The organism is Sodalis sp. RH21, assembly GCF_047324175.1.
Classification (GTDB): Bacteria; Pseudomonadota; Gammaproteobacteria; order Enterobacterales; family Enterobacteriaceae; genus Acerihabitans.
In genome coordinates, this window is sequence record NZ_CP178732.1 from 810,378 (window position 1) to 829,270 (window position 18,893).

Annotated in this window: 16 protein-coding genes; all 16 read left to right on the top strand. The window is 56.6% G+C overall.

Annotation, left to right across the window (positions count from 1 at the left end; genetic code table 11):
* Positions 1–146: 146 nt before the first annotated feature.
* The 16 genes from rpsB to dnaE all read left to right on the top strand — a co-directional run bounded on the left by rpsB (position 147) and on the right by dnaE (position 18,887).
* Entirely contained in the window at positions 147–872 is a 726-nt protein-coding gene (rpsB, locus tag ACL2XP_RS03760; RefSeq protein ID WP_410013714.1) for a 30S ribosomal protein S2, read from the top strand.
* Positions 873–989: 117 nt separating this feature from the next.
* Positions 990–1,847 carry a translation elongation factor Ts gene (tsf, locus tag ACL2XP_RS03765; RefSeq protein ID WP_413737230.1) on the top strand — a complete coding sequence of 286 codons (858 nt, stop codon included), beginning with the start codon at positions 990–992 and terminating at the stop codon, positions 1,845–1,847.
* A gap of 143 nt (positions 1,848–1,990) precedes the next feature.
* Entirely contained in the window at positions 1,991–2,716 is a 726-nt protein-coding gene (gene pyrH / locus ACL2XP_RS03770) for a UMP kinase (RefSeq protein WP_413737231.1), read from the top strand.
* Between the two features lie 141 nt (positions 2,717–2,857).
* Positions 2,858–3,415 carry a ribosome recycling factor gene (gene frr, locus ACL2XP_RS03775; RefSeq protein WP_413737232.1) on the top strand — a complete coding sequence of 186 codons (558 nt, stop codon included), beginning with the start codon at positions 2,858–2,860 and terminating at the stop codon, positions 3,413–3,415.
* Positions 3,416–3,636: 221 nt separating this feature from the next.
* Positions 3,637–4,833 carry a 1-deoxy-D-xylulose-5-phosphate reductoisomerase gene (gene ispC, locus ACL2XP_RS03780; RefSeq protein ID WP_413737233.1) on the top strand — a complete coding sequence of 399 codons (1,197 nt, stop codon included), beginning with the start codon at positions 3,637–3,639 and terminating at the stop codon, positions 4,831–4,833.
* A 198-nt stretch (positions 4,834–5,031) separates the two neighbouring features.
* On the top strand, positions 5,032–5,793 hold the full coding sequence (gene ispU, locus ACL2XP_RS03785) for a (2E,6E)-farnesyl-diphosphate-specific ditrans,polycis-undecaprenyl-diphosphate synthase (RefSeq protein ID WP_413737234.1): 762 nt from the start codon (positions 5,032–5,034) through the stop codon (positions 5,791–5,793).
* 9 nt (positions 5,794–5,802) lie between these two features.
* Positions 5,803–6,660, top strand: a complete 858-nt coding sequence (cdsA, locus tag ACL2XP_RS03790) for a phosphatidate cytidylyltransferase (RefSeq protein WP_413737235.1) — start codon at positions 5,803–5,805, stop codon at positions 6,658–6,660.
* A 20-nt stretch (positions 6,661–6,680) separates the two neighbouring features.
* Positions 6,681–8,036, top strand: a complete 1,356-nt coding sequence (rseP, locus tag ACL2XP_RS03795; RefSeq protein WP_413737236.1) for a sigma E protease regulator RseP — start codon at positions 6,681–6,683, stop codon at positions 8,034–8,036.
* A 36-nt stretch (positions 8,037–8,072) separates the two neighbouring features.
* Complete coding sequence (gene bamA / locus ACL2XP_RS03800) at positions 8,073–10,499, top strand: outer membrane protein assembly factor BamA (protein ID WP_413737237.1); 2,427 nt, start codon at positions 8,073–8,075, stop codon at positions 10,497–10,499.
* A 152-nt stretch (positions 10,500–10,651) separates the two neighbouring features.
* Positions 10,652–11,149, top strand: a complete 498-nt coding sequence (gene skp, locus ACL2XP_RS03805; RefSeq protein WP_413737238.1) for a molecular chaperone Skp — start codon at positions 10,652–10,654, stop codon at positions 11,147–11,149.
* A 3-nt stretch (positions 11,150–11,152) separates the two neighbouring features.
* Entirely contained in the window at positions 11,153–12,175 is a 1,023-nt protein-coding gene (gene lpxD / locus ACL2XP_RS03810) for a UDP-3-O-(3-hydroxymyristoyl)glucosamine N-acyltransferase (RefSeq protein WP_413737239.1), read from the top strand.
* A gap of 119 nt (positions 12,176–12,294) precedes the next feature.
* Complete coding sequence (gene fabZ, locus ACL2XP_RS03815) at positions 12,295–12,783, top strand: 3-hydroxyacyl-ACP dehydratase FabZ (RefSeq protein WP_413737240.1); 489 nt, start codon at positions 12,295–12,297, stop codon at positions 12,781–12,783.
* Positions 12,784–12,787: 4 nt separating this feature from the next.
* Positions 12,788–13,576, top strand: a complete 789-nt coding sequence (lpxA, locus tag ACL2XP_RS03820; protein ID WP_413737241.1) for an acyl-ACP--UDP-N-acetylglucosamine O-acyltransferase — start codon at positions 12,788–12,790, stop codon at positions 13,574–13,576.
* A 2-nt stretch (positions 13,577–13,578) separates the two neighbouring features.
* Positions 13,579–14,733: a lipid-A-disaccharide synthase gene (gene lpxB / locus ACL2XP_RS03825; RefSeq protein WP_413737242.1), complete on the top strand. Its 1,155-nt coding sequence runs from the start codon at positions 13,579–13,581 to the stop codon at positions 14,731–14,733.
* Between the two features lie 10 nt (positions 14,734–14,743).
* A complete protein-coding gene (rnhB, locus tag ACL2XP_RS03830; RefSeq protein WP_413737243.1) occupies positions 14,744–15,340 on the top strand; it encodes a ribonuclease HII in 597 nt (198 codons plus the stop codon).
* 64 nt (positions 15,341–15,404) lie between these two features.
* Positions 15,405–18,887, top strand: a complete 3,483-nt coding sequence (gene dnaE / locus ACL2XP_RS03835; RefSeq protein WP_413737244.1) for a DNA polymerase III subunit alpha — start codon at positions 15,405–15,407, stop codon at positions 18,885–18,887.
* Positions 18,888–18,893 lie beyond the last annotated feature (6 nt).

Consider the following 18,893-nt stretch of genomic DNA (forward strand, 5'->3'; position numbering starts at 1 on the left):
ATGCGACGGTTAGATCAACTAAACTCAATTGTGTAAATTACACACACGTATCGGCACATACGCCGGGGTGCCTTGGCCAGTGCGGCGGGGTCGGTCGTATGGGATACGTGGAGGCATAACCCCAAACTTAAACAAGAGGTTTAATCATGGCAACTGTTTCCATGCGTGACATGCTCAAAGCGGGTGTACATTTCGGTCACCAGACCCGTTACTGGAATCCGAAAATGAAGCCTTTCATCTTCGGTGCACGTAATAAAGTACACATCATCAACCTTGAGCAAACGGTACCGATGTTCAACGACGCCCTGGCCGAACTGAACAAAATCGCCTCCCGCAAAGGTAAAATCCTGTTTGTCGGCACCAAGCGCGCGGCAAGCGAAGCGGTAAAAGAAGCGGCCAACAGCTGCGATCAATTCTTCGTGAACCATCGCTGGTTAGGCGGGATGCTGACTAACTGGAAAACGGTTCGTCAGTCCATCAAGCGTTTGAAGGATCTGGAAACCCAGTCCCAGGACGGCACTTTCGAAAAGCTGACCAAGAAAGAAGCGCTGATGCGCACTCGCGAACTGGCCAAGCTGGAAAACAGCCTGGGCGGTATCAAGGACATGGGCGGCTTGCCTGACGCGCTGTTCGTTATCGATGCCGAGCATGAGCACATTGCTATCAAAGAAGCGAACAACCTGGGTATCCCGGTGTTCTCTATCGTTGATACCAACTCCGATCCGGATGGCGTGGATTTCATCATCCCGGGTAACGATGATGCCATCCGTGCCATCAACCTGTACCTGACTGCCGTGGCTACCGCCGTTCGCGAAGGCCGCTCTCAGGATCTGGTTGAACAGGCCGAAGAAAGCTTTGTAGAAACTGAATAATAAGGCATGCTCTTTTTAGAGCCCTTATTAACCAAGTTTTAACTATGTTGGTTAGAGGGCCTGTCTGCAGGCCCTCTTTTTTACCTATCCCCTACATGGGATAACGAGGAAAAGATAATGGCTGATATTACCGCCGCCCTGGTGAAAGAACTGCGCGAACGTACTGGCGCAGGCATGATGGAATGTAAAAAAGCGCTGGTTGAAGCTCAGGGCGATATCGAGCTGGCTATCGACAACATGCGTAAATCCGGTCAGGCTAAAGCCGCCAAGAAGGCGGGCCGCGTAGCCGCTGAAGGCATCATCCTGACTAAAATCGCTCAGGACGGCAAATACGGCGTCATCGTCGAGCTGAACTGCGAAACTGATTTCGTGGCCAAAGACGGCGGATTCAAAGCCTTCGGCGACGAAGTGATTAGCGCCGCCCTGGCCGAACGCATCACCGATATCGACGTACTGAAAGCCAAATTTGAAGACCAGCGCGCCGCGATGGTTGCCAAAATCGGCGAAAACATCAATATCCGCCGCGTAGCCGCGCTGGAAGGCGACGTGCTGGGTTCTTACCTGCACGGCGCGCGTATTGGCGTTATGGTCTCCGCCACCGGCGCCGACGAAGAACTGGTCAAGCATATCGCCATGCATATCGCCGCCAGCAAGCCTGAATACGTTCATGCCGAAGACGTACCGGCCGACGTAGTGGCCCGCGAGCACCAGATTCAGCTTGATATCGCCATGCAGTCGGGCAAACCGCGCGAAATCGCTGAAAAAATGGTAGAAGGCCGTATGCGCAAATTCACCGGCGAAATCTCCCTGACCGGCCAGCACTTCGTAATGGACCCGAGCAAAACCGTCGGCCAGCTGCTGGAAGAGCACAAAGCCTCCGTGGCGAATTTCATCCGTTTCGAAGTGGGTGAAGGCATCGAAAAGGCGGAAGTCGATTTCGCCGCCGAAGTTGCCGCCATGAGCAAACAGTCTTAATCTTGATATCCGGAACCGCCTTCAGGCGGTTCCTTTTTATGAGCTGAAATAAAGTCAGGGGACTTTTGCCGCCTAAAATCTCCGTTGCGCGGTCCAAAAGCCGGATTCGCCCATCTCGTTATCGCTGCTTAGGAACAGAACAAATGGCAACCAATGCAAAACCCGTATACCAGCGTATCCTGCTCAAACTGAGCGGTGAAGCCCTGCAAGGCGCAGAAGGCTTTGGTATCGACGCCAGCGTCCTCGATCGCATGGCTCAGGAAGTGAAAGAGCTGGTCGAATTGGGGATTCAGGTCGGTGTGGTGATAGGCGGAGGTAACCTGTTCCGGGGCGCAGGCCTGGCCCAGGCGGGGATGAACCGCGTCGTGGGCGACCATATGGGGATGCTGGCGACGGTCATGAACGGATTGGCGATGCGTGATGCGCTGCACCGCGCCTACGTCAATGCGCGCCTGATGTCGGCCATTCCGTTAAACGGCGTCTGCGATAATTACAGCTGGGCAGAGGCGATCAGCCTGCTGCGTAATAACCGGGTGGTGATTTTCGCCGCCGGTACCGGCAACCCCTTCTTTACCACCGATTCCGCCGCCTGTCTGCGCGGCATTGAAATAGAAGCTGACGTGGTGCTCAAGGCCACCAAGGTCGACGGCGTCTTTTCCGCCGATCCGGTAAAACATCCCGATGCTACACTTTATGAACAGCTGAGCTACCAGGATGTGCTGGAGCAGGAGCTTAAAGTGATGGATTTGGCGGCCTTCACTCTCGCCCGGGATCACAATATCCCTATCCGGGTATTCAATATGAATAAACCCGGCGCGCTGCGGCGCGTGGTGATGGGCGAAAAAGAGGGCACGCTGATTACGAAGTAGTAATTGAGCGTTAGATTACAGTATCATGCCGTATAATCGGCAACATTATACCGAAGGACTAGCTGCGGCTGGTTCAGACTATCACGGGCTTGACGTAAGCTTAAGCCCGCCCGGATAAACCAGTTTCCAAGGGTTCGCAACGTGATTAATGAAATCCGCAAAGATGCAGAGATGCGCATGGAAAAATGCGTGGACGCATTCAAAAACCACATCGGCAAAATCCGCACTGGCCGCGCGTCTCCGAGCCTGCTTGATGGTATTCAAATCGAATATTACGGCACGTCGACGCCGCTGCGCCAACTGGCCAATGTCGTGGCCGAAGATTCCCGTACCCTGGCCATTACCGTGTTCGATCGCTCGTTAAGCCCGGCCGTGGAGAAAGCCATCATGGCATCCGACCTGGGGCTGAACCCGTCGTCCGCCGGCACCGTGATTCGCGTTCCGCTGCCGCCCCTGACCGAAGAGCGCCGCCGCGATTTGATCAAGGTCGTGCGCGCCGAGGCGGAGCAGGGCCGGGTATCGGTGCGCAACGTGCGCCGCGATGCCAACGATAAAGTGAAGGCCATGCTGAAAGATAAAGAGATCAGCGAGGACGAGGATCGTCGTTCGCAAGAAGATATCCAGAAGCTGACCGACGCCTTTATCAAAAAAGTCGATAGCGCGCTGGCTGACAAAGAAGCGGAGTTAATGGAAATTTAATCTTTTCGCGCTACCGTGCATCCAAACGTACCGCGGTGCACTATGCTAGAGGCAAGCCAGAACTCTGCCAACGCTATGACCACGCCGTAGCGGCCAATCAAGGAATTGTTTGCCGCTGCGGCGTTTTTTTTTGTTGCTGGCATCATAGACAAACGTTGCGCAACGTTTCAGACTACGGTGCTCCTTAACCTTTTTGACTAGTGATTGTCCAGAGTACCCTCATGAGGCATTTGACGATTCTCGGTTCTACTGGTTCCGTTGGAACCAATACGTTGTCCGTTGTAAAACATAATCCGGATAAGTTTAAGGTGATTGCCCTGGTCGCCGGGCAAAATATCGACGTGATGACCCAGCAATGCCTGGATTTCCATCCCGCCTATGCCTGCATGGCCGACGCCGCGTCGGCGCGGGAGCTCAAACGCCGACTGCAGGATGCCGGCGCCCGCGTAGAGGTGATGGCGGGGGCACAGGCAGCCTGCGAACTGGCCGCCCTGGACGAAGTCGATCAGGTGATGGCGGCCATTGTGGGCGCCGCGGGGCTGCTGCCCACCCTGGCGGCTGTCCGCGCCGGCAAATCCGTGCTGCTGGCCAATAAAGAAGCCCTGGTTACCTGCGGCCGGCTGTTTATGAACGAGGTACAGCGCAGCAAAGCGCAACTATTACCGGTCGACAGCGAGCATAATGCGATTTTTCAGAGTTTGCCCGAAACACTTCAGCGCCAGTTAGGGTACGCTTCCCTGGAGGCGCACGGCGTTTCCGGCATTATCCTCACCGGTTCCGGCGGTCCGTTCCGCCAGACCCCGTTATCCGACCTGGCGGGCAAAACGCCCGATCAGGCCTGCGCCCATCCCAACTGGTCGATGGGGCGCAAGATATCGGTGGACTCGGCGACGATGATGAACAAAGGGCTGGAGTATATAGAGGCGCGCTGGTTATTCAACGCCTCCGCCGCGCAAATGGAAGTGGTTGTGCACCCGCAGTCGGTGATTCATTCCATGGTGCGCTACTGCGACGGCAGCGTGCTCGCGCAGCTTGGCTCGCCGGATATGCGCACCCCCATCGCCCACGCGATGGCCTATCCCGACCGGGTGACGACCGGGGTGCAGACGCTGGATTTCTTCAGTATCGGCGCGCTGACCTTTGAGCGTCCGGACGATGGGCGTTATCCTTGCCTGCGGCTGGCCATTGATGCGTTTGAACTCGGCCAGGCGGCGACCACCACCCTTAACGCGGCCAACGAAGTGGCCGTGGCGGCGTTTTTGCAGGGTAAGATTCGTTTTACCGATATTGCCGACTTGAACCGCAAGACCCTGGAAAGCATGGTATTGACGGAGCCGGACAGCGTCGATGATGTGGTGGCGATCGATCGGGAAGCGCGCAGCCTGGCGCGGCATGAAAGCGCCCATTTTATTGAGTAAAATTCAATGGATGCGGGTAATTACCTGATTTGTTCCATTGCGGTTGAAATGATATAGTCAGCGCCACTTGTCTCCTGGGATGATGGCTGGCCATAAAAAATCAGGAGCGGCCGTGTCAGAACACGGCTTTTTTGCGCATTCGGGGCCTACTGTTCCGGAAAGACGGTTGTATTCTTATTGAGGAAACACGTAAGCGTTATGTCGTCCGAAAATCAGCCAGAGGCTATTATTCCGTCATCATCCACCCCCCGTCATGTGGCCATCATCATGGATGGCAACGGTCGCTGGGCAAAAAGCCGCGGAAAGTTACGTATCTTTGGCCACAAGGCGGGAGTAAAGTCTGTCCGGCGCTCAGTCAGTTTTGCCGTAAGCCATCATTTTGACGCGCTGACGCTCTATGCATTCAGCAGCGAAAACTGGAACCGGCCGACGCAGGAGGTTTCCGCGTTGATGGAACTGTTCGTCAGGGCGCTGGACAGCGAGGTCAAAAGCCTGCATAAGCATAACGTCCGCTTACGTATCATCGGCGATATCAGCCGGTTTGGCCTGCGGTTGCAGGAACGTATACGCCGTTCCGAGGCGCTGACGCAAAATAACGACGGCCTCACCCTAAATATTGCTGCGAATTATGGCGGCCGTTGGGATATTATTCAGGGCGTGAGACAACTGGCGGAAAAAGTGCAGGAAGGAACGCTGCGCCCAGATCAAATCGATGAGGATGCCCTGTGTCAACACGTTTGCCTCAATGAACTAGCACCGGTCGATCTGGTGATTCGCACCGGCGGAGAACATCGGATCAGTAATTTCTTACTCTGGCAGATAGCCTATGCGGAACTTTATTTTACCGATGTGCTGTGGCCGGATTTCGACGAACACGTTTTTGAAGGCGCGCTGAATGCTTTTGCTCAACGCGAGCGGCGCTTCGGGGGAGCTACGCCTAATGATGTCATCGCGTCCTAGGGGGCATTTTTGCTGAAGTCTCGCTTGATTACTGCCTTTATCCTGATACCGATCGTTATCGCCGCGCTGTTTTTATTGCCCATCGTGGGGTTTGCGCTGGTTACGCTCGCGGTGTGCATGCTCGCGGCGTGGGAGTGGGGGCAACTGGCGGGTTTAGCCACCCGCAGCCAGCGCATCTGGCTATCCATCCTGTGCGGACTGCTGCTGGCGTTAATGATGTTCACCATTCCGGATTATCATCCGTTCTCCTCCACCTTCATGGTAAAATTCGCACTGGTGGCGTCGCTGGCGTGGTGGGCGGGCGCATTGGTGCTGGTGCTGCTTTACCCGCGCTCCAGCGCGTTCTGGCGCCATTCATACTCGCTGCGGCTGCTGTTCGGCGTACTGACCATCATGCCGTTTTTCTGGGGCATGCTGACCCTGCGCCAATACCATTACGCCATTAACTCCTTTACCGGCGCCTGGTGGCTGCTGTACGTGATGGTGCTGGTCTGGGGCGCGGATTCGGGCGCCTATATCTTCGGCCGCGCGCTGGGACGGCATAAACTGGCGCCGAAAGTCTCGCCGGGCAAAACCTGGGAAGGTCTGGTCGGAGGCCTGGTAACGTCGGCCGTCATTTCCTGGCTGTTCGGCAAATATGCACCGCTCGATGCGGCGCCGCTGGGGTTGCTGGCCTGCTCGATCATCGCGGTGATGGCTTCGGTGCTCGGCGATCTGACGGAAAGCATGTTCAAACGCGAGGCCGGTATCAAAGACAGCGGTCACCTGATCCCCGGTCACGGGGGCATTCTCGATCGCATCGATAGCCTGACAGCTGCGGTACCGGTTTTCGCCTGTTTAATGCTGCTGATTTTTAGAGCTATTTAATCAAGGGGCCAGGAGTTATCATGTTGCACTTTCTCTGGAGTCTCGCTGCATTTATCGTTGCGCTGGGTATATTGATTACAGTGCATGAGTTCGGCCATTTTTGGGTGGCCCGCCGCTGCGGCGTAACCGTAGAACGTTTTTCTATCGGTTTTGGCCGCGCGCTGTGGCGCCACCGCGATAAACGCGGCACCGAATATGTGATTGCGGCCATCCCCCTGGGGGGATATGTGAAAATGCTGGACGAACGGGTGGACACCGTGCCCCCCGAACGCCGGCATGAAGCCTTTAACCATAAGAAAGTCTGGCAGCGCGCCGCCATTATCAGCGCCGGGCCCATCGCCAATTTCATTTTTGCGGTGTTTGCCTACTGGCTGGTATTTTTAATCGGCGTTCCGAGCTTTCGGCCGGTAATAGGTGAGGTAACGCCTAATTCCATCGTCGCGCAGGCGGAAATTTCGCCCGGCATGGAACTAAAGTCGGTTGACGGCATCGAAACGCCTGACTGGGATTCGGTTCGTCTGGAGCTGATCGGCAAGATTGGCGACAGCCAGACCAGCGTCGGCGTAGCGCCGTTCGGCTCGTCGCGCGTCGAGAGAAAAACCCTCGATTTGCGCGAGTGGAACTTCGAGCCGGATAAGCAGGACCCGATTATCGCGCTGGGCATTATTCCACGTGGTCCGCAGATAGAACCGGTGCTGGCGGAAGTACAGCCGGCGTCGGCGGCGGCGAAAGCCGGTTTGCAAGCTGGCGACAGGATCGTTAAAGTCGATGGTCAGCCCATTGGCCGCTGGCAGAATTTTGTCATGCGCGTACGGGATAATCCCGGTAAAGTCCTGGCGGTGGAGATCGACCGGCAGGGCGTGAGTCAAAGCATTGCGCTGACTCCGGACGAGAAGCCAGTGGGTAAAGGCGAAGTGGAAGGCTTCGCAGGTGTGGTACCGCAGGTGATACCATTACCAGAGGAATATAAAACGATACGCCAGTACGGCTTGTTGCCCGCAGGGTTGCAGGCTGGCGAAAAAACCTGGCAGCTGATGAAATTGACCGTCGGCATGCTGGGCAAACTGGTAACGGGAGATGTTAAGCTGAACAACCTGAGCGGGCCGATTTCCATAGCCCAGGGCGCAGGGATGTCAGCGGAATATGGAATGGTGTACTACCTGATGTTCCTGGCGCTTATCAGCGTCAACCTGGGTATCATCAATCTGTTCCCGCTACCGGTGTTAGATGGTGGTCACTTGCTCTTCCTGGCGATAGAAAAGCTTAAGGGTGGGCCGGTTTCCGAACGAGTGCAGGATTTCAGTTATCGCATCGGTTCGATTTTGCTGGTGTTGTTAATGGGGCTTGCTCTTTTCAATGATTTCTCCCGGCTCTAGCGCCGGGGATTATGTTAGGAAGAACGCATAACCACGATGGCGATGAAAAAGTTGCTCATAGCGTCGCTGCTTCTTAGCAGCGCCACCGTATACGGTGCAGACGGGTTCGTAGTGAAGGACATTCATTTCGAAGGACTGCAACGGGTCGCCGTCGGTGCGGCGTTACTCAGTATGCCGGTACGTGTCGGAGACACGGCCAGTGATGAAGATATCGGTAATACTATCCGCGCCTTATTTGCCACCGGAAACTTTGAGGATGTCCGGGTGTTGCGTGATGGAGATACTTTGCTCGTTCAGGTCAAGGAACGCCCTACTATCGCCAGTATCACCTTCTCCGGCAATAAAGCGGTGAAGGAGGATATGCTCAAGCAGAATCTCGAAGCTTCAGGCGTGCGCGTCGGCGAAGCATTGGACCGCACCACGATATCCAATATCGAGAAAGGGCTGGAGGATTTCTACTACAGCGTGGGTAAATACAGCGCGTCGGTGCAAGCCGTCGTAACGCCGCTGCCGCGCAACCGGGTAGATTTGAAACTGGTGTTTACCGAAGGCCTTTCCGCCAAGATCCAGCAGATCAATATCGTCGGCAACCACGCCTTCAGTACCGATGAGCTGGTTTCACGCTTCCAGCTGCGCGATGAAGTGCCGTGGTGGAACGTGGTGGGCGATCGCAAGTACCAGAAGCAAAAACTGGCGGGGGATCTTGAAACCCTGCGCAGCTTCTATCTTGACCGCGGCTATGCCCGTTTCAATATCGACTCGACCCAGGTGAGCCTGACTCCGGATAAAAAGGGCATCTATATCACCCTGAACATTACCGAAGGCGCCCAGTACCAGCTGTCCGGTACGGTAGTCAACGGTAATCTGGCCGGGCACTCCGCTGAAATCGATGCGTTGTCCCGCGTCAAGCCGGGAGAACTCTATAGCGGCGCCAAAGTCACCAAGATGGAAAACGACATCAAGCAGCTGCTGGGGCGTTATGGCTACGCCTATCCGCGCGTGGTGACGCAGCCGGAAATCAACGACGCCGATAAAACCGTGAAGCTGCATATCAACGTCGATGCGGGCAACCGTTATTACGTCAGGCATGTGCGGTTCCAGGGCAACGACATCACCAAAGACGTGGTGCTGCGCCGCGAGATGCGCCAGATGGAAGGCGCCTGGCTGGGAAGCAACCTGGTGGACCAGGGCAAAGATCGCCTGAACCGCCTGGGCTACTTCGAAACCGTTGATGTGGATACGCAGCGCGTTCCCGGCACCGACGACCAGGTCGACGTCACCTATAAAGTCAAAGAGCGCAACACCGGCAGCATCAACTTCGGCGTGGGCTTCGGTACCGAAAGCGGCGTCAGCTTCCAGTTCGGCATCCAGCAGGACAACTGGCTGGGTACCGGCAACTCGGTTGGCTTTAGCGGCACCAAGAACGATTACCAGACTTACGCTGAACTTTCCTTGACCGACCCCTACTTCACCGTGGACGGCGTCAGTCTCGGCGGGCGTATTTTCTATAATGACTTCGAGGCCGATAACGCCGATTTGTCGGACTACACCAACAAAAGCTATGGCTTGGGCACCACCCTGGGCTTCCCGATCAGCGAAACCAATTCGCTGCGCGTGGGCCTGGATTATGTCCATAATGACCTGTCGGATATGGACCCGCAGATCGCCATGTGGCGTTACCTGCAATCCTCCGGCTACCAGCCCAAGGTCATCGCGGGCGAGAATCATGACAACGACGCCGATTTCAGCGCCGATGACTTCTTCCTGACCTCCGGCTGGAGCTATAGCAACCTGGATCGGGGTTATTTCCCGACGTCGGGCACCACCGCCAGCCTGAGCGGCAAGGTCACCATACCCGGTTCCGATAACGAGTATTATAAAGTGACCTTCGATACCACCAGCTACCTGCCGCTGACCGAATCCGGCAGTTGGGTGTTGATGGGGCGCGGACGCGCGGGTTATGCCGACGGCATCGGCAGCAAGGAAGTGCCGTTCTACGACAACTTCTTCGCCGGCGGTTCCAGCACCGTGCGCGGTTTCCGGTCCAATACCATTGGGCCGAAAGCGGCATACTACAAGTGTAACGGCGGCGAAGGGTCCTATGGCGATTGCCCGCTGGACAACTCCAACGATGCGGTGGGTGGTAACGCCATGGCGTTGCTGAGCGCGGAGCTTATCGTACCGACGCCGTTTATCAGCGCCAAGTACGCCAACTCGGTACGCACCTCGCTGTTTGTGGACAGCGGCACCGTCTGGGACACCTCGTGGGAAAATACCGATCAGACCCGCGCTTACGGCGTGCCTGATTACAGTAATCCAGGCAATATCCGCGTATCGAGCGGTTTTGCCTTGCAGTGGATGTCTCCGTTAGGGCCTTTGGTGTTCTCTTATGCCCAGCCTATCAAGAAGTACGATGGCGACCGAGCGGAGCAGTTCCAGTTTAATATCGGTAAAACGTGGTAATATTGCGTAGAGTCACAGCGCAGGCACCAGGCAAGGCAGAGAACAAGGGCCTAGAAGCATGAGCCGCGGGATATCCATCCGCGGTTTCATCGCCTTATCCCTGCCGCGTTGAAATGTTTTCAAACATAAATGTAGTGTTTAAGGAGTTTATAGTGAAAAAGTGGTTGTATGCCGCGGGCCTCGGATTAGCATTGGCTGCCTCAGCCAGCGTGCAAGCTGCTGATAAAATTGCTGTTGTAAATATTGCTAATATTTTTCAGCAGTCTCCTCAGCGCGCTGTTGTCGCTAAACAACTGGAAAATGAGTTCAAAGGCCGCGCAACGGATCTGCAATCGCAAGAGCGCGATTTGCAAACCAAAATGCAGCGTCTGCAACGTGACGGCTCTACCATGAAAGCCGCCGATCGCAGCCGTCTGGAAAAAGAAGTCATGGCACAGCGTGAAGACTTTTCCGGCAAAGCCCAGGCTTTTGAACAGGACAACCGTCGCCGTCAGGGCGAAGAACGCAATAAAATCCTGAGCCGTATTCAGGATGCGGTGAAAGCCGTCGCCACCAAACAAGGCTACGACATCGTTATTGATGCCAACGCCGTGGCGTATGCCGGTTCTTCAAATGACATTACTGCCGACGTGTTAAAACAGGTTAAATAAGTCATGTCATCAATTCGACTGGCTGATTTAGCGCAGCAGTTGGATGCACAATTGCATGGTGATGGCGATCTCGTCATCACCGGCATTGCTTCCATGGGTTCCGCCAAAGCGGGCCACATAACGTTTCTGGCCGACAGCCGTTTTCGTGAAAAACTTTCTTCCTGCCAGGCCGTTGCGGTCGTTGTTACCGAAGCCGACCTGCCGTACTGCCAATGCGCCGCGCTGGTGGTCAAAAATCCCTACCTGACCTATGCCAAAATGGCGCAGATAATGGACACCACTCCCGCGGCCGCCGAACATATCGCGTCCAGCGCGGTGATCTCTCCCGAGGCGCAGCTGGGCAAGCAGGTGGCCGTCGGGGCGAACGCCGTGATTGAATCCGGCGTGGTGTTAGGCGATAACGTCGTTATCGGCCCCGGCTGTTTTATCGGCAAAAATACTAAAATCGGGGCGGGTACCCAGTTATGGGCCAACGTCACCGTCTATCATGAAGTGCGTATCGGCGCCATGTGCCTGATACAATCGGGCACCGTCATCGGCGCCGACGGGTTTGGTTATGCCAACGACCGGGGCAACTGGGTCAAGATTCCCCAGCTCGGCACGGTTGAAATCGGCGATCGGGTCGAAATCGGCGCCTGCACCACCATCGATCGTGGCGCATTGGACGACACCGTTATCGGTAATGGCGTAATCATAGATAACCAATGCCAGATTGCGCACAACGTGGTAATTGGCGACAATACCGCGGTCGCGGGCGGCGTCATCATGGCCGGCAGCCTGAAAATCGGCCGTTATTGCATGATCGGCGGCGCCAGCGTGATCAACGGCCATATGGAAATTTGTGACAAAGTGACGATTACCGGCATGGGAATGGTGATGCGACCTATCACCGAACCTGGCGTATACTCGTCCGGTATTCCTTTGCAGCCTAATAAAGTTTGGCGTAAGACCGCAGCATTAGTCCTGAATATCAGCGAGATTAGCAAGCGATTGAAAGCTATCGAGCGAAAAACAGCAAAAAACTAATCGCCTGCGCCATTCTGTGATAATTATGCACGTTCGGGCCGGTTGGCCCGACACAGACATTTTTTATTTGCGGCCTGCTAAATTATCCCTCTACAGGATTTTTGCAGGCCGTGTTGTTAATGCCATCGTTTTTTTCAGACAGGAAGAGTATTTTGACTACTGACACTCATACTCTGCAGATAGAAGAGATATTGGAATTATTGCCGCACCGTTTCCCTTTTCTGCTGGTTGATCGGGTTCTGGATTTTGAGAAAGGGAAATTTTTACGCGCGGTGAAGAATGTCTCTTTTAATGAGCCGTTTTTCCAGGGGCATTTCCCCGGAAAGCCCATATTCCCCGGTGTGTTGATTCTGGAAGCGATGGCTCAGGCAACGGGTATTCTGGCCTTTAAGAGCGTCGGTAAACTGGAGCCAGGTGAGTTATACTATTTCGCAGCCGTGGATCATGCGCGCTTCAAACGCCCGGTACAGCCGGGCGATCAAATGATCCTTGAAGTCGAATTTATCAAAGAGCGGCGCGGAGTTGCCCGCTTCCAGGGTGTTGCCAAAGTCGACGGCGAGATCGCCTGTGAAGCGTCAATGATGTGCGCCCGTCGTCGGGAGTCCTGAAAACGTGATTGATCAATCCGCCTTTATCCATCCCAGTGCCATTGTTGAAGAGGGCGCTATTCTTCATGCCGGTGTGCACGTCGGTCCGTTTTGTTTTATCGGCCCGCAGGTCGAAATCGGCGCCGGTACGGTGTTGAAATCGCATATCGTGATCAACGGCATTACCCGAATCGGTGAAGAAAACCAGATTTATCAGTTCGCCTCCATCGGCGAAGTGAACCAGGATCTGAAATATGCCGGTGAGCCCACTCGCGTGGAAATCGGCCATCGCAACCGTATCCGGGAAAGCGTGACGATTCACCGCGGCACCGCCCAAGGCGGGGAAGTGACCAGGATTGGCAATGACAATTTATTGATGATCAATACGCACATCGCCCATGACTGCGTCGTCGGCGATCGCTGTATTTTCGCTAATAACGCTACCCTCGGCGGCCATGTGACGGTCGACGATTATGCCATTATCGGCGGCCTGACCGCGGTGCATCAGTTCTGCTCCATCGGCGCCCATGTCATGGTCGGCGGCTGCTCGGGCGTAGCCCAGGACGTGCCGCCCTATGTTATTGCCCAGGGCAACCACGCCACGCCTTTCGGCATCAATATCGAAGGTCTCAAGCGCCGGGGATTCGACAAAGAAGCCCTGCATGCCATCCGTGCCGCCTATAAGCTCATCTATCGCAGCGGGAAGACCCTCGATGAGGTTAAACCCGAACTGGCGGCCATGGCGGAGCAGCACGCCGTGGTGAAAACCTTCACTGATTTCTTGGCCCGTTCGCAACGGGGTATTATCCGCTGATCATGCCGGCGTCTTCCGTGGTTATCGGTCTGGTGGCCGGCGAGACATCAGGGGATATCCTGGGCGCCGGCCTGATCCGCGCCCTCAGGCATCACCTGCCGCAAGCGCGGTTTGTCGGGGTTGCCGGTCCGCGCATGCTGGCCGAGGGCTGCGAAGCCTGGTATGAGATGGAAGAACTGGCGGTTATGGGCATCGTTGAGGTGGTCGGGCGCCTGCCGCGGCTGCTGAAAATCCGCCGCGACCTGACGCGCCGCTTCGGCGAGCTGCATCCCGACGTATTTGTCGGCATTGACGCGCCCGATTTCAATATCACCCTTGAAGGCCGGCTCAAGCAGCGCGGTATCCGCACTATCCACTACGTCAGTCCGTCGGTATGGGCCTGGCGCCAGAAGCGGGTCTATAAAATCGGCCGGGCGACCGACAACGTGCTGGCGTTCCTGCCGTTTGAAAAAGCTTTTTACGACCGCTTTAATGTTCCCTGCCAGTTTATCGGCCATACCCTGGCCGACACTATGCCGCTGGACCCGGATAAAGCCGCCGCGCGGCAGCACCTCGGCATCGATGGCGACGCCCGCTGCCTGGCCCTGCTGCCGGGTAGCCGCGGTGCGGAAGTCGAGATGCTCAGCGCGGATTTCCTCAATACCGCCGGGCTATTGAGCCAGCGGTTTCCCGGCCTTGAAATCGTGGTGCCGCTGGTGAATGCCCGCCGGCGGGAACAGTTTGAAAAAATCCGGGCGCAGGCGGCGCCCGATCTTAAACTACACCTGCTCGACGGCCAGGCGCGCGAGGCGATGATCGCCAGCGACGCGGCGCTGCTGGCCTCCGGCACCGCGGCCCTGGAATGCATGCTGGCCAAATGTCCGATGGTGGTGGGCTATCGCATGAAACCCTTTACTTTTTGGCTGGCGCGGCGCCTGGTGAAGACGCCCTATGTCTCGCTGCCCAATTTGCTGGCCGGCCGCGAACTGGTGAAAGAACTGCTGCAACAGGACTGCGTGCCGGATAAACTGGCGTCAGCACTGGCGCCGCTGTTAAACAACGACGCCCGCAGCGCGGCGCTGAAAGAAACTTTTCGCGACCTGCATCTACAAATCCGCTGTAATGCCGATGAGCAGGCCGCCCAGGCCGTATTGAAATTGATCGCCCAGCGGATCTAGTGGTTTAATCATGACGAACTTATTTATTTATCCCGTGGCGACCTGCATCGCCGGCGTTGATGAGGTCGGCCGCGGCCCCTTGGTGGGGGCGGTGGTGACCGCCGCGGTGATTCTGGACCCGGCCCGGCCCATCAGCGGGCTGGCTGATTCCAAAAAACTCAGTGCCAAACGCCGCGAGTCGCTCTATGACGAGATTACCGATAAAGCCCTGGCCTGGAGCCTGGGCCGCGCCGAAGCGGCAGAGATCGACCGGCTGAATATTTTTCACGCTACCCTGCTGGCGATGCAGCGCGCGGTGCTGGGCCTGAATATTACCCCGGACTTCGTGCTGATTGACGGCAATCGCTGCCCGCTGCTGGCCATGCCCTCGCTGGCGGTGGTCAAAGGGGACAGCCTGGTGGCGGAGATTAGCGCCGCGTCCATTGTGGCCAAGGTCTCCAGGGATCGTGAAATGGACGCATTGCATCTCGAATATCCGGACTACGGGTTTGCGCAGCATAAAGGCTACCCCACGGCATTTCATCTCGAAAAGCTGGCGCTCCTGGGCGCCACCGTGCATCATCGCCGAAGCTTCGCACCGGTAAAGCGGGTGTTGGGTTTATTATGATTGGCCCAGTCAGCCCTTGGTTTTCTGGTCCCTGCCACGATAATCAACTTTTGGTATCAGGATAATGGCCGAACCACGATTTATTCATCTGCGTGTCCACAGCGACTACTCCATGATCGATGGGCTGGCCAAAATCGGCCCATTGGTGAAAAAAAACGCGGCGCTTAGCCTGCCGGCGCTGGCGATTACCGATTTTATGAACCTGTGCGGGCTGGTGAAATTCTACGGCAGCGCGCATGGCGCCGGGATTAAACCCATTGTCGGCGCGGATGTTCTGGTGCAAAGCGAGACGTTGGGCGAGGAGCTGGCGGAGCTGACCATCCTGGCGGCCGATAATGTGGGCTACCAGCATCTGACGTTGCTGATATCCGAAGCCTATCAGCGCGGCTACGGCGCCGCCGGCCCGGTTATCGATCGCGACTGGCTGATTAATCATAATGAAGGGCTGCTGCTGCTTTCCGGCGGCCGCAAGGGCGATGTCGGCAAATTCCTGATCCGCGGCAATATGCCGCAGGTGGAGCAGTGCCTGGAATTTTACGAGCGCTACTTCCCCGACCGCTACTATCTGGAATTGACGCGAACCGGCCGGCCGGACGAGGAAAATTATCTCCATGCCGCCGTGGCCATCGCCATGGCGCGCGGTTTGCCGGTAGTGGCCACCAACGACGTCCGTTTTATCAGCGAAGAGGATTTTGACGCCCATGAGATCCGCGTCGCGATCCATGACGGCTTCACCCTCGACGATCCCAAACGCCCGCGCAATTACAGCCCGCAGCAGTTTATGCGCAGCGAAGAGCAAATGTGCGAACTGTTTGCCGACCTGCCGGAAGCGCTGCAAAACAGCGTTGAAATCGCCAAGCGCTGCAATGTCACCATCCGCCTGGGCGAATACTTCCTGCCGCAGTTCCCCACCGGCGATATGTCCACCGAGGACTTTCTGGTGGCCCGTTCCCATGAGGGGCTGGAAGAGCGGCTGGCGTTCCTGTTCCCGGACGAACAGGAACGCATCGCCAAGCGGCCGCCCTATGATGAACGCCTGGAAATCGAGCTGAAGGTGATTAACCAGATGGGGTTTCCGGGCTACTTCCTGATCGTGATGGAGTTTATCCAGTGGTCGAAAGACAATGGGGTGCCGGTAGGCCCGGGACGCGGGTCGGGTGCGGGTTCGCTGGTGGCCTACGCCCTGAAAATCACCGACCTCGACCCGCTGGTATTCGATCTGCTGTTTGAACGTTTCCTTAATCCGGAACGCGTCTCGATGCCCGACTTCGACGTGGATTTCTGCATGGAAAAACGCGATCTGGTCATCGATCACGTGGCCGAGACCTATGGCCGCGAAGCGGTTTCGCAGATCATCACCTTCGGCACCATGGCGGCCAAAGCGGTTATCCGCGACGTCGGCCGGGTGCTGGGGCATCCGTACGGGTTTGTCGACCGCATCTCCAAGCTGGTGCCCCCCGACCCGGGCATGACCCTGGAAAAAGCCTTTATCGCCGAACCGCAGCTGCAGGCCATCTACGATGCCGATGAAGAGGTCAAGGCGCTGATCGATATGGCGCGCAAGCTCGAAGGCGTCACCCGCAACGCGGGCAAACATGCCGGCGGCGTGGTTATCGCACCCACCAAAATCACCGACTTCGCGCCGCTGTATTGCGACGCCGAAGGCAACCACCCGGTAACCCAGTTCGATAAAAACGATGTGGAGTATACCGGGCTGGTGAAGTTTGACTTCCTGGGCCTGCGCACCCTGACCATCATTAACTGGGCGCTGGAGATGATCAACGCCCGCCGCGGCAAGCAGGGCCTGCCGCCGGTGGACATCGCCGCCATCCCGCTGGAAGATAAAAAAAGCTTCGATATGCTCCAGCGCTCGGAAACCACCGCGGTGTTCCAGCTGGAATCCCGCGGCATGAAGGACTTGATCAAGCGCCTGCAGCCCGACTGCTTCGAAGATATGATCGCCCTGGTGGCGCTGTTTCGTCCCGGCCCGCTGCAATCGGGCATGGTGGATAACTTTATCGACCGTAAGCACGGGCGCGAGGCTATCTCATTCCCGGATATCGAATGGCAGCATGAGTCCCTGCGCCCGGTGCTGGAACCGACCTACGGCATTATCCTGTATCAGGAACAGGTGATGCAGATCGCCCAGGTACTGGCGGGTTATACGCTGGGGGGCGCGGATATGCTGCGCCGCGCCATGGGTAAAAAGAAACTCGAAGAGATGGTCAAGCAGCGATCCATTTTCAAGGAAGGGGCGGAAAACAATGGCATCGACGGCGAGCTGTCGATGAAAATCTTTGACCTGGTGGAGAAATTCGCCGGTTACGGATTCAACAAGTCCCACTCCGCCGCTTATGCCCTGGTGTCCTACCAGACGCTGTGGCTCAAGGCGCATTACCCGGCGGAGTTCATGGCGGCGGTGATGACCGCCGATATGGATAATACCGAGAAAGTGGTCGGCCTGGTGGATGAATGCTGGCGCATGGGCCTGAAAGTGTTGCCGCCGGATATCAACAGCGGGCAGTATCATTTTCATGTTAATGACGAAGGGGAAATCGTCTACGGTATCGGCGCCATCAAAGGCGTGGGCGAGGGACCCATCGAGGCGATTATCGACGCCCGCAACCAGGACGGCCATTTTAAAGAACTGTTCGATCTCTGCGCCCGCACCGATATTAAAAAGCTTAACCGCCGCATGCTGGAAAAACTGATCATGTCCGGCGCGTTCGATCGGCTCGGGCCGCATCGCGCGGCGCTGATGAACTCCCTGAGCGATGCGCTAAAGGCGGCGGATCAGCACGCCAAGGCGGAAGCCATCGGCCAGGGGGATATGTTCGGCGTGCTGGCCGACGCGCCGGAGGCGGTGGAAGCATCCTACAGCACCGTGCCGCCCTGGCCGGAGCACGTGGTGCTGGACGGCGAGCGCGAAACCCTCGGGCTGTATCTCACCGGCCACCCCATTACCCGCTATTTGCGCGAAATTGAACGCTATGCCGGCGGCGTCCGTTTAAAGGATATGCACCCCACCGATCGCGGCAAGATGATTACCGCCGTCGGTTTGGTGCTTTCCGCCCGCATCATGGTGACCAAACGGGGTAATCGCATCGGGGTTTTGACCCTCGACGATCGTTCCGGACGCCTGGACGTGATGTTGTTCACGGACGCGTTGGAAAAATACCAGCATTTGCTGGAAAAAGACCGTATCCTGATCGCTTTGGGACAGGTCAGCTTTGATGACTTCAACGGGGGCCTTAAAATGACCGCCCGTGAACTGATGGATATCAGCGAAGCACGTGAAAAATATGCCCGCGGTCTTGCTATCTCGCTGACGGACAGGCAAATTGATGACCAGCTTTTAAACCGTCTCCGCCAATCGTTGGAACCGCATCGATCCGGGACGATTCCAGTGCATCTTTATTACCAACGCGAAGATGCTCGCGCCAGGTTGCGATTCGGCGCGACGTGGCGTGTTACGCCTACCGACCGGTTGCTTAATGATTTGCGTACTTTGGTAGGCAACGAACAGGTGGAACTGGAATTTGACTAATATAGG

What these genes read in the sequence shown, in the direction of transcription:
- rpsB (WP_410013714.1), top strand. Translation starts at nt 147, where the DNA reads ATGGCAACTGTTTCCATGCGTGACATGCTCAAAGCGGGTGTACATTTC.
- tsf (WP_413737230.1), top strand. Translation starts at nt 990, where the DNA reads ATGGCTGATATTACCGCCGCCCTGGTGAAAGAACTGCGCGAACGTACT.
- pyrH (WP_413737231.1), top strand. Translation starts at nt 1,991, where the DNA reads ATGGCAACCAATGCAAAACCCGTATACCAGCGTATCCTGCTCAAACTG.
- ispC (WP_413737233.1), top strand. Translation starts at nt 3,637, where the DNA reads ATGAGGCATTTGACGATTCTCGGTTCTACTGGTTCCGTTGGAACCAAT.
- ispU (WP_413737234.1), top strand. Translation starts at nt 5,032, where the DNA reads ATGTCGTCCGAAAATCAGCCAGAGGCTATTATTCCGTCATCATCCACC.
- rseP (WP_413737236.1), top strand. Translation starts at nt 6,681, where the DNA reads ATGTTGCACTTTCTCTGGAGTCTCGCTGCATTTATCGTTGCGCTGGGT.
- bamA (WP_413737237.1), top strand. Translation starts at nt 8,073, where the DNA reads ATGGCGATGAAAAAGTTGCTCATAGCGTCGCTGCTTCTTAGCAGCGCC.
- lpxD (WP_413737239.1), top strand. Translation starts at nt 11,153, where the DNA reads ATGTCATCAATTCGACTGGCTGATTTAGCGCAGCAGTTGGATGCACAA.
- fabZ (WP_413737240.1), top strand. Translation starts at nt 12,295, where the DNA reads ATGCCATCGTTTTTTTCAGACAGGAAGAGTATTTTGACTACTGACACT.
- lpxB (WP_413737242.1), top strand. Translation starts at nt 13,579, where the DNA reads ATGCCGGCGTCTTCCGTGGTTATCGGTCTGGTGGCCGGCGAGACATCA.
- rnhB (WP_413737243.1), top strand. Translation starts at nt 14,744, where the DNA reads ATGACGAACTTATTTATTTATCCCGTGGCGACCTGCATCGCCGGCGTT.
- dnaE (WP_413737244.1), top strand. Translation starts at nt 15,405, where the DNA reads ATGGCCGAACCACGATTTATTCATCTGCGTGTCCACAGCGACTACTCC.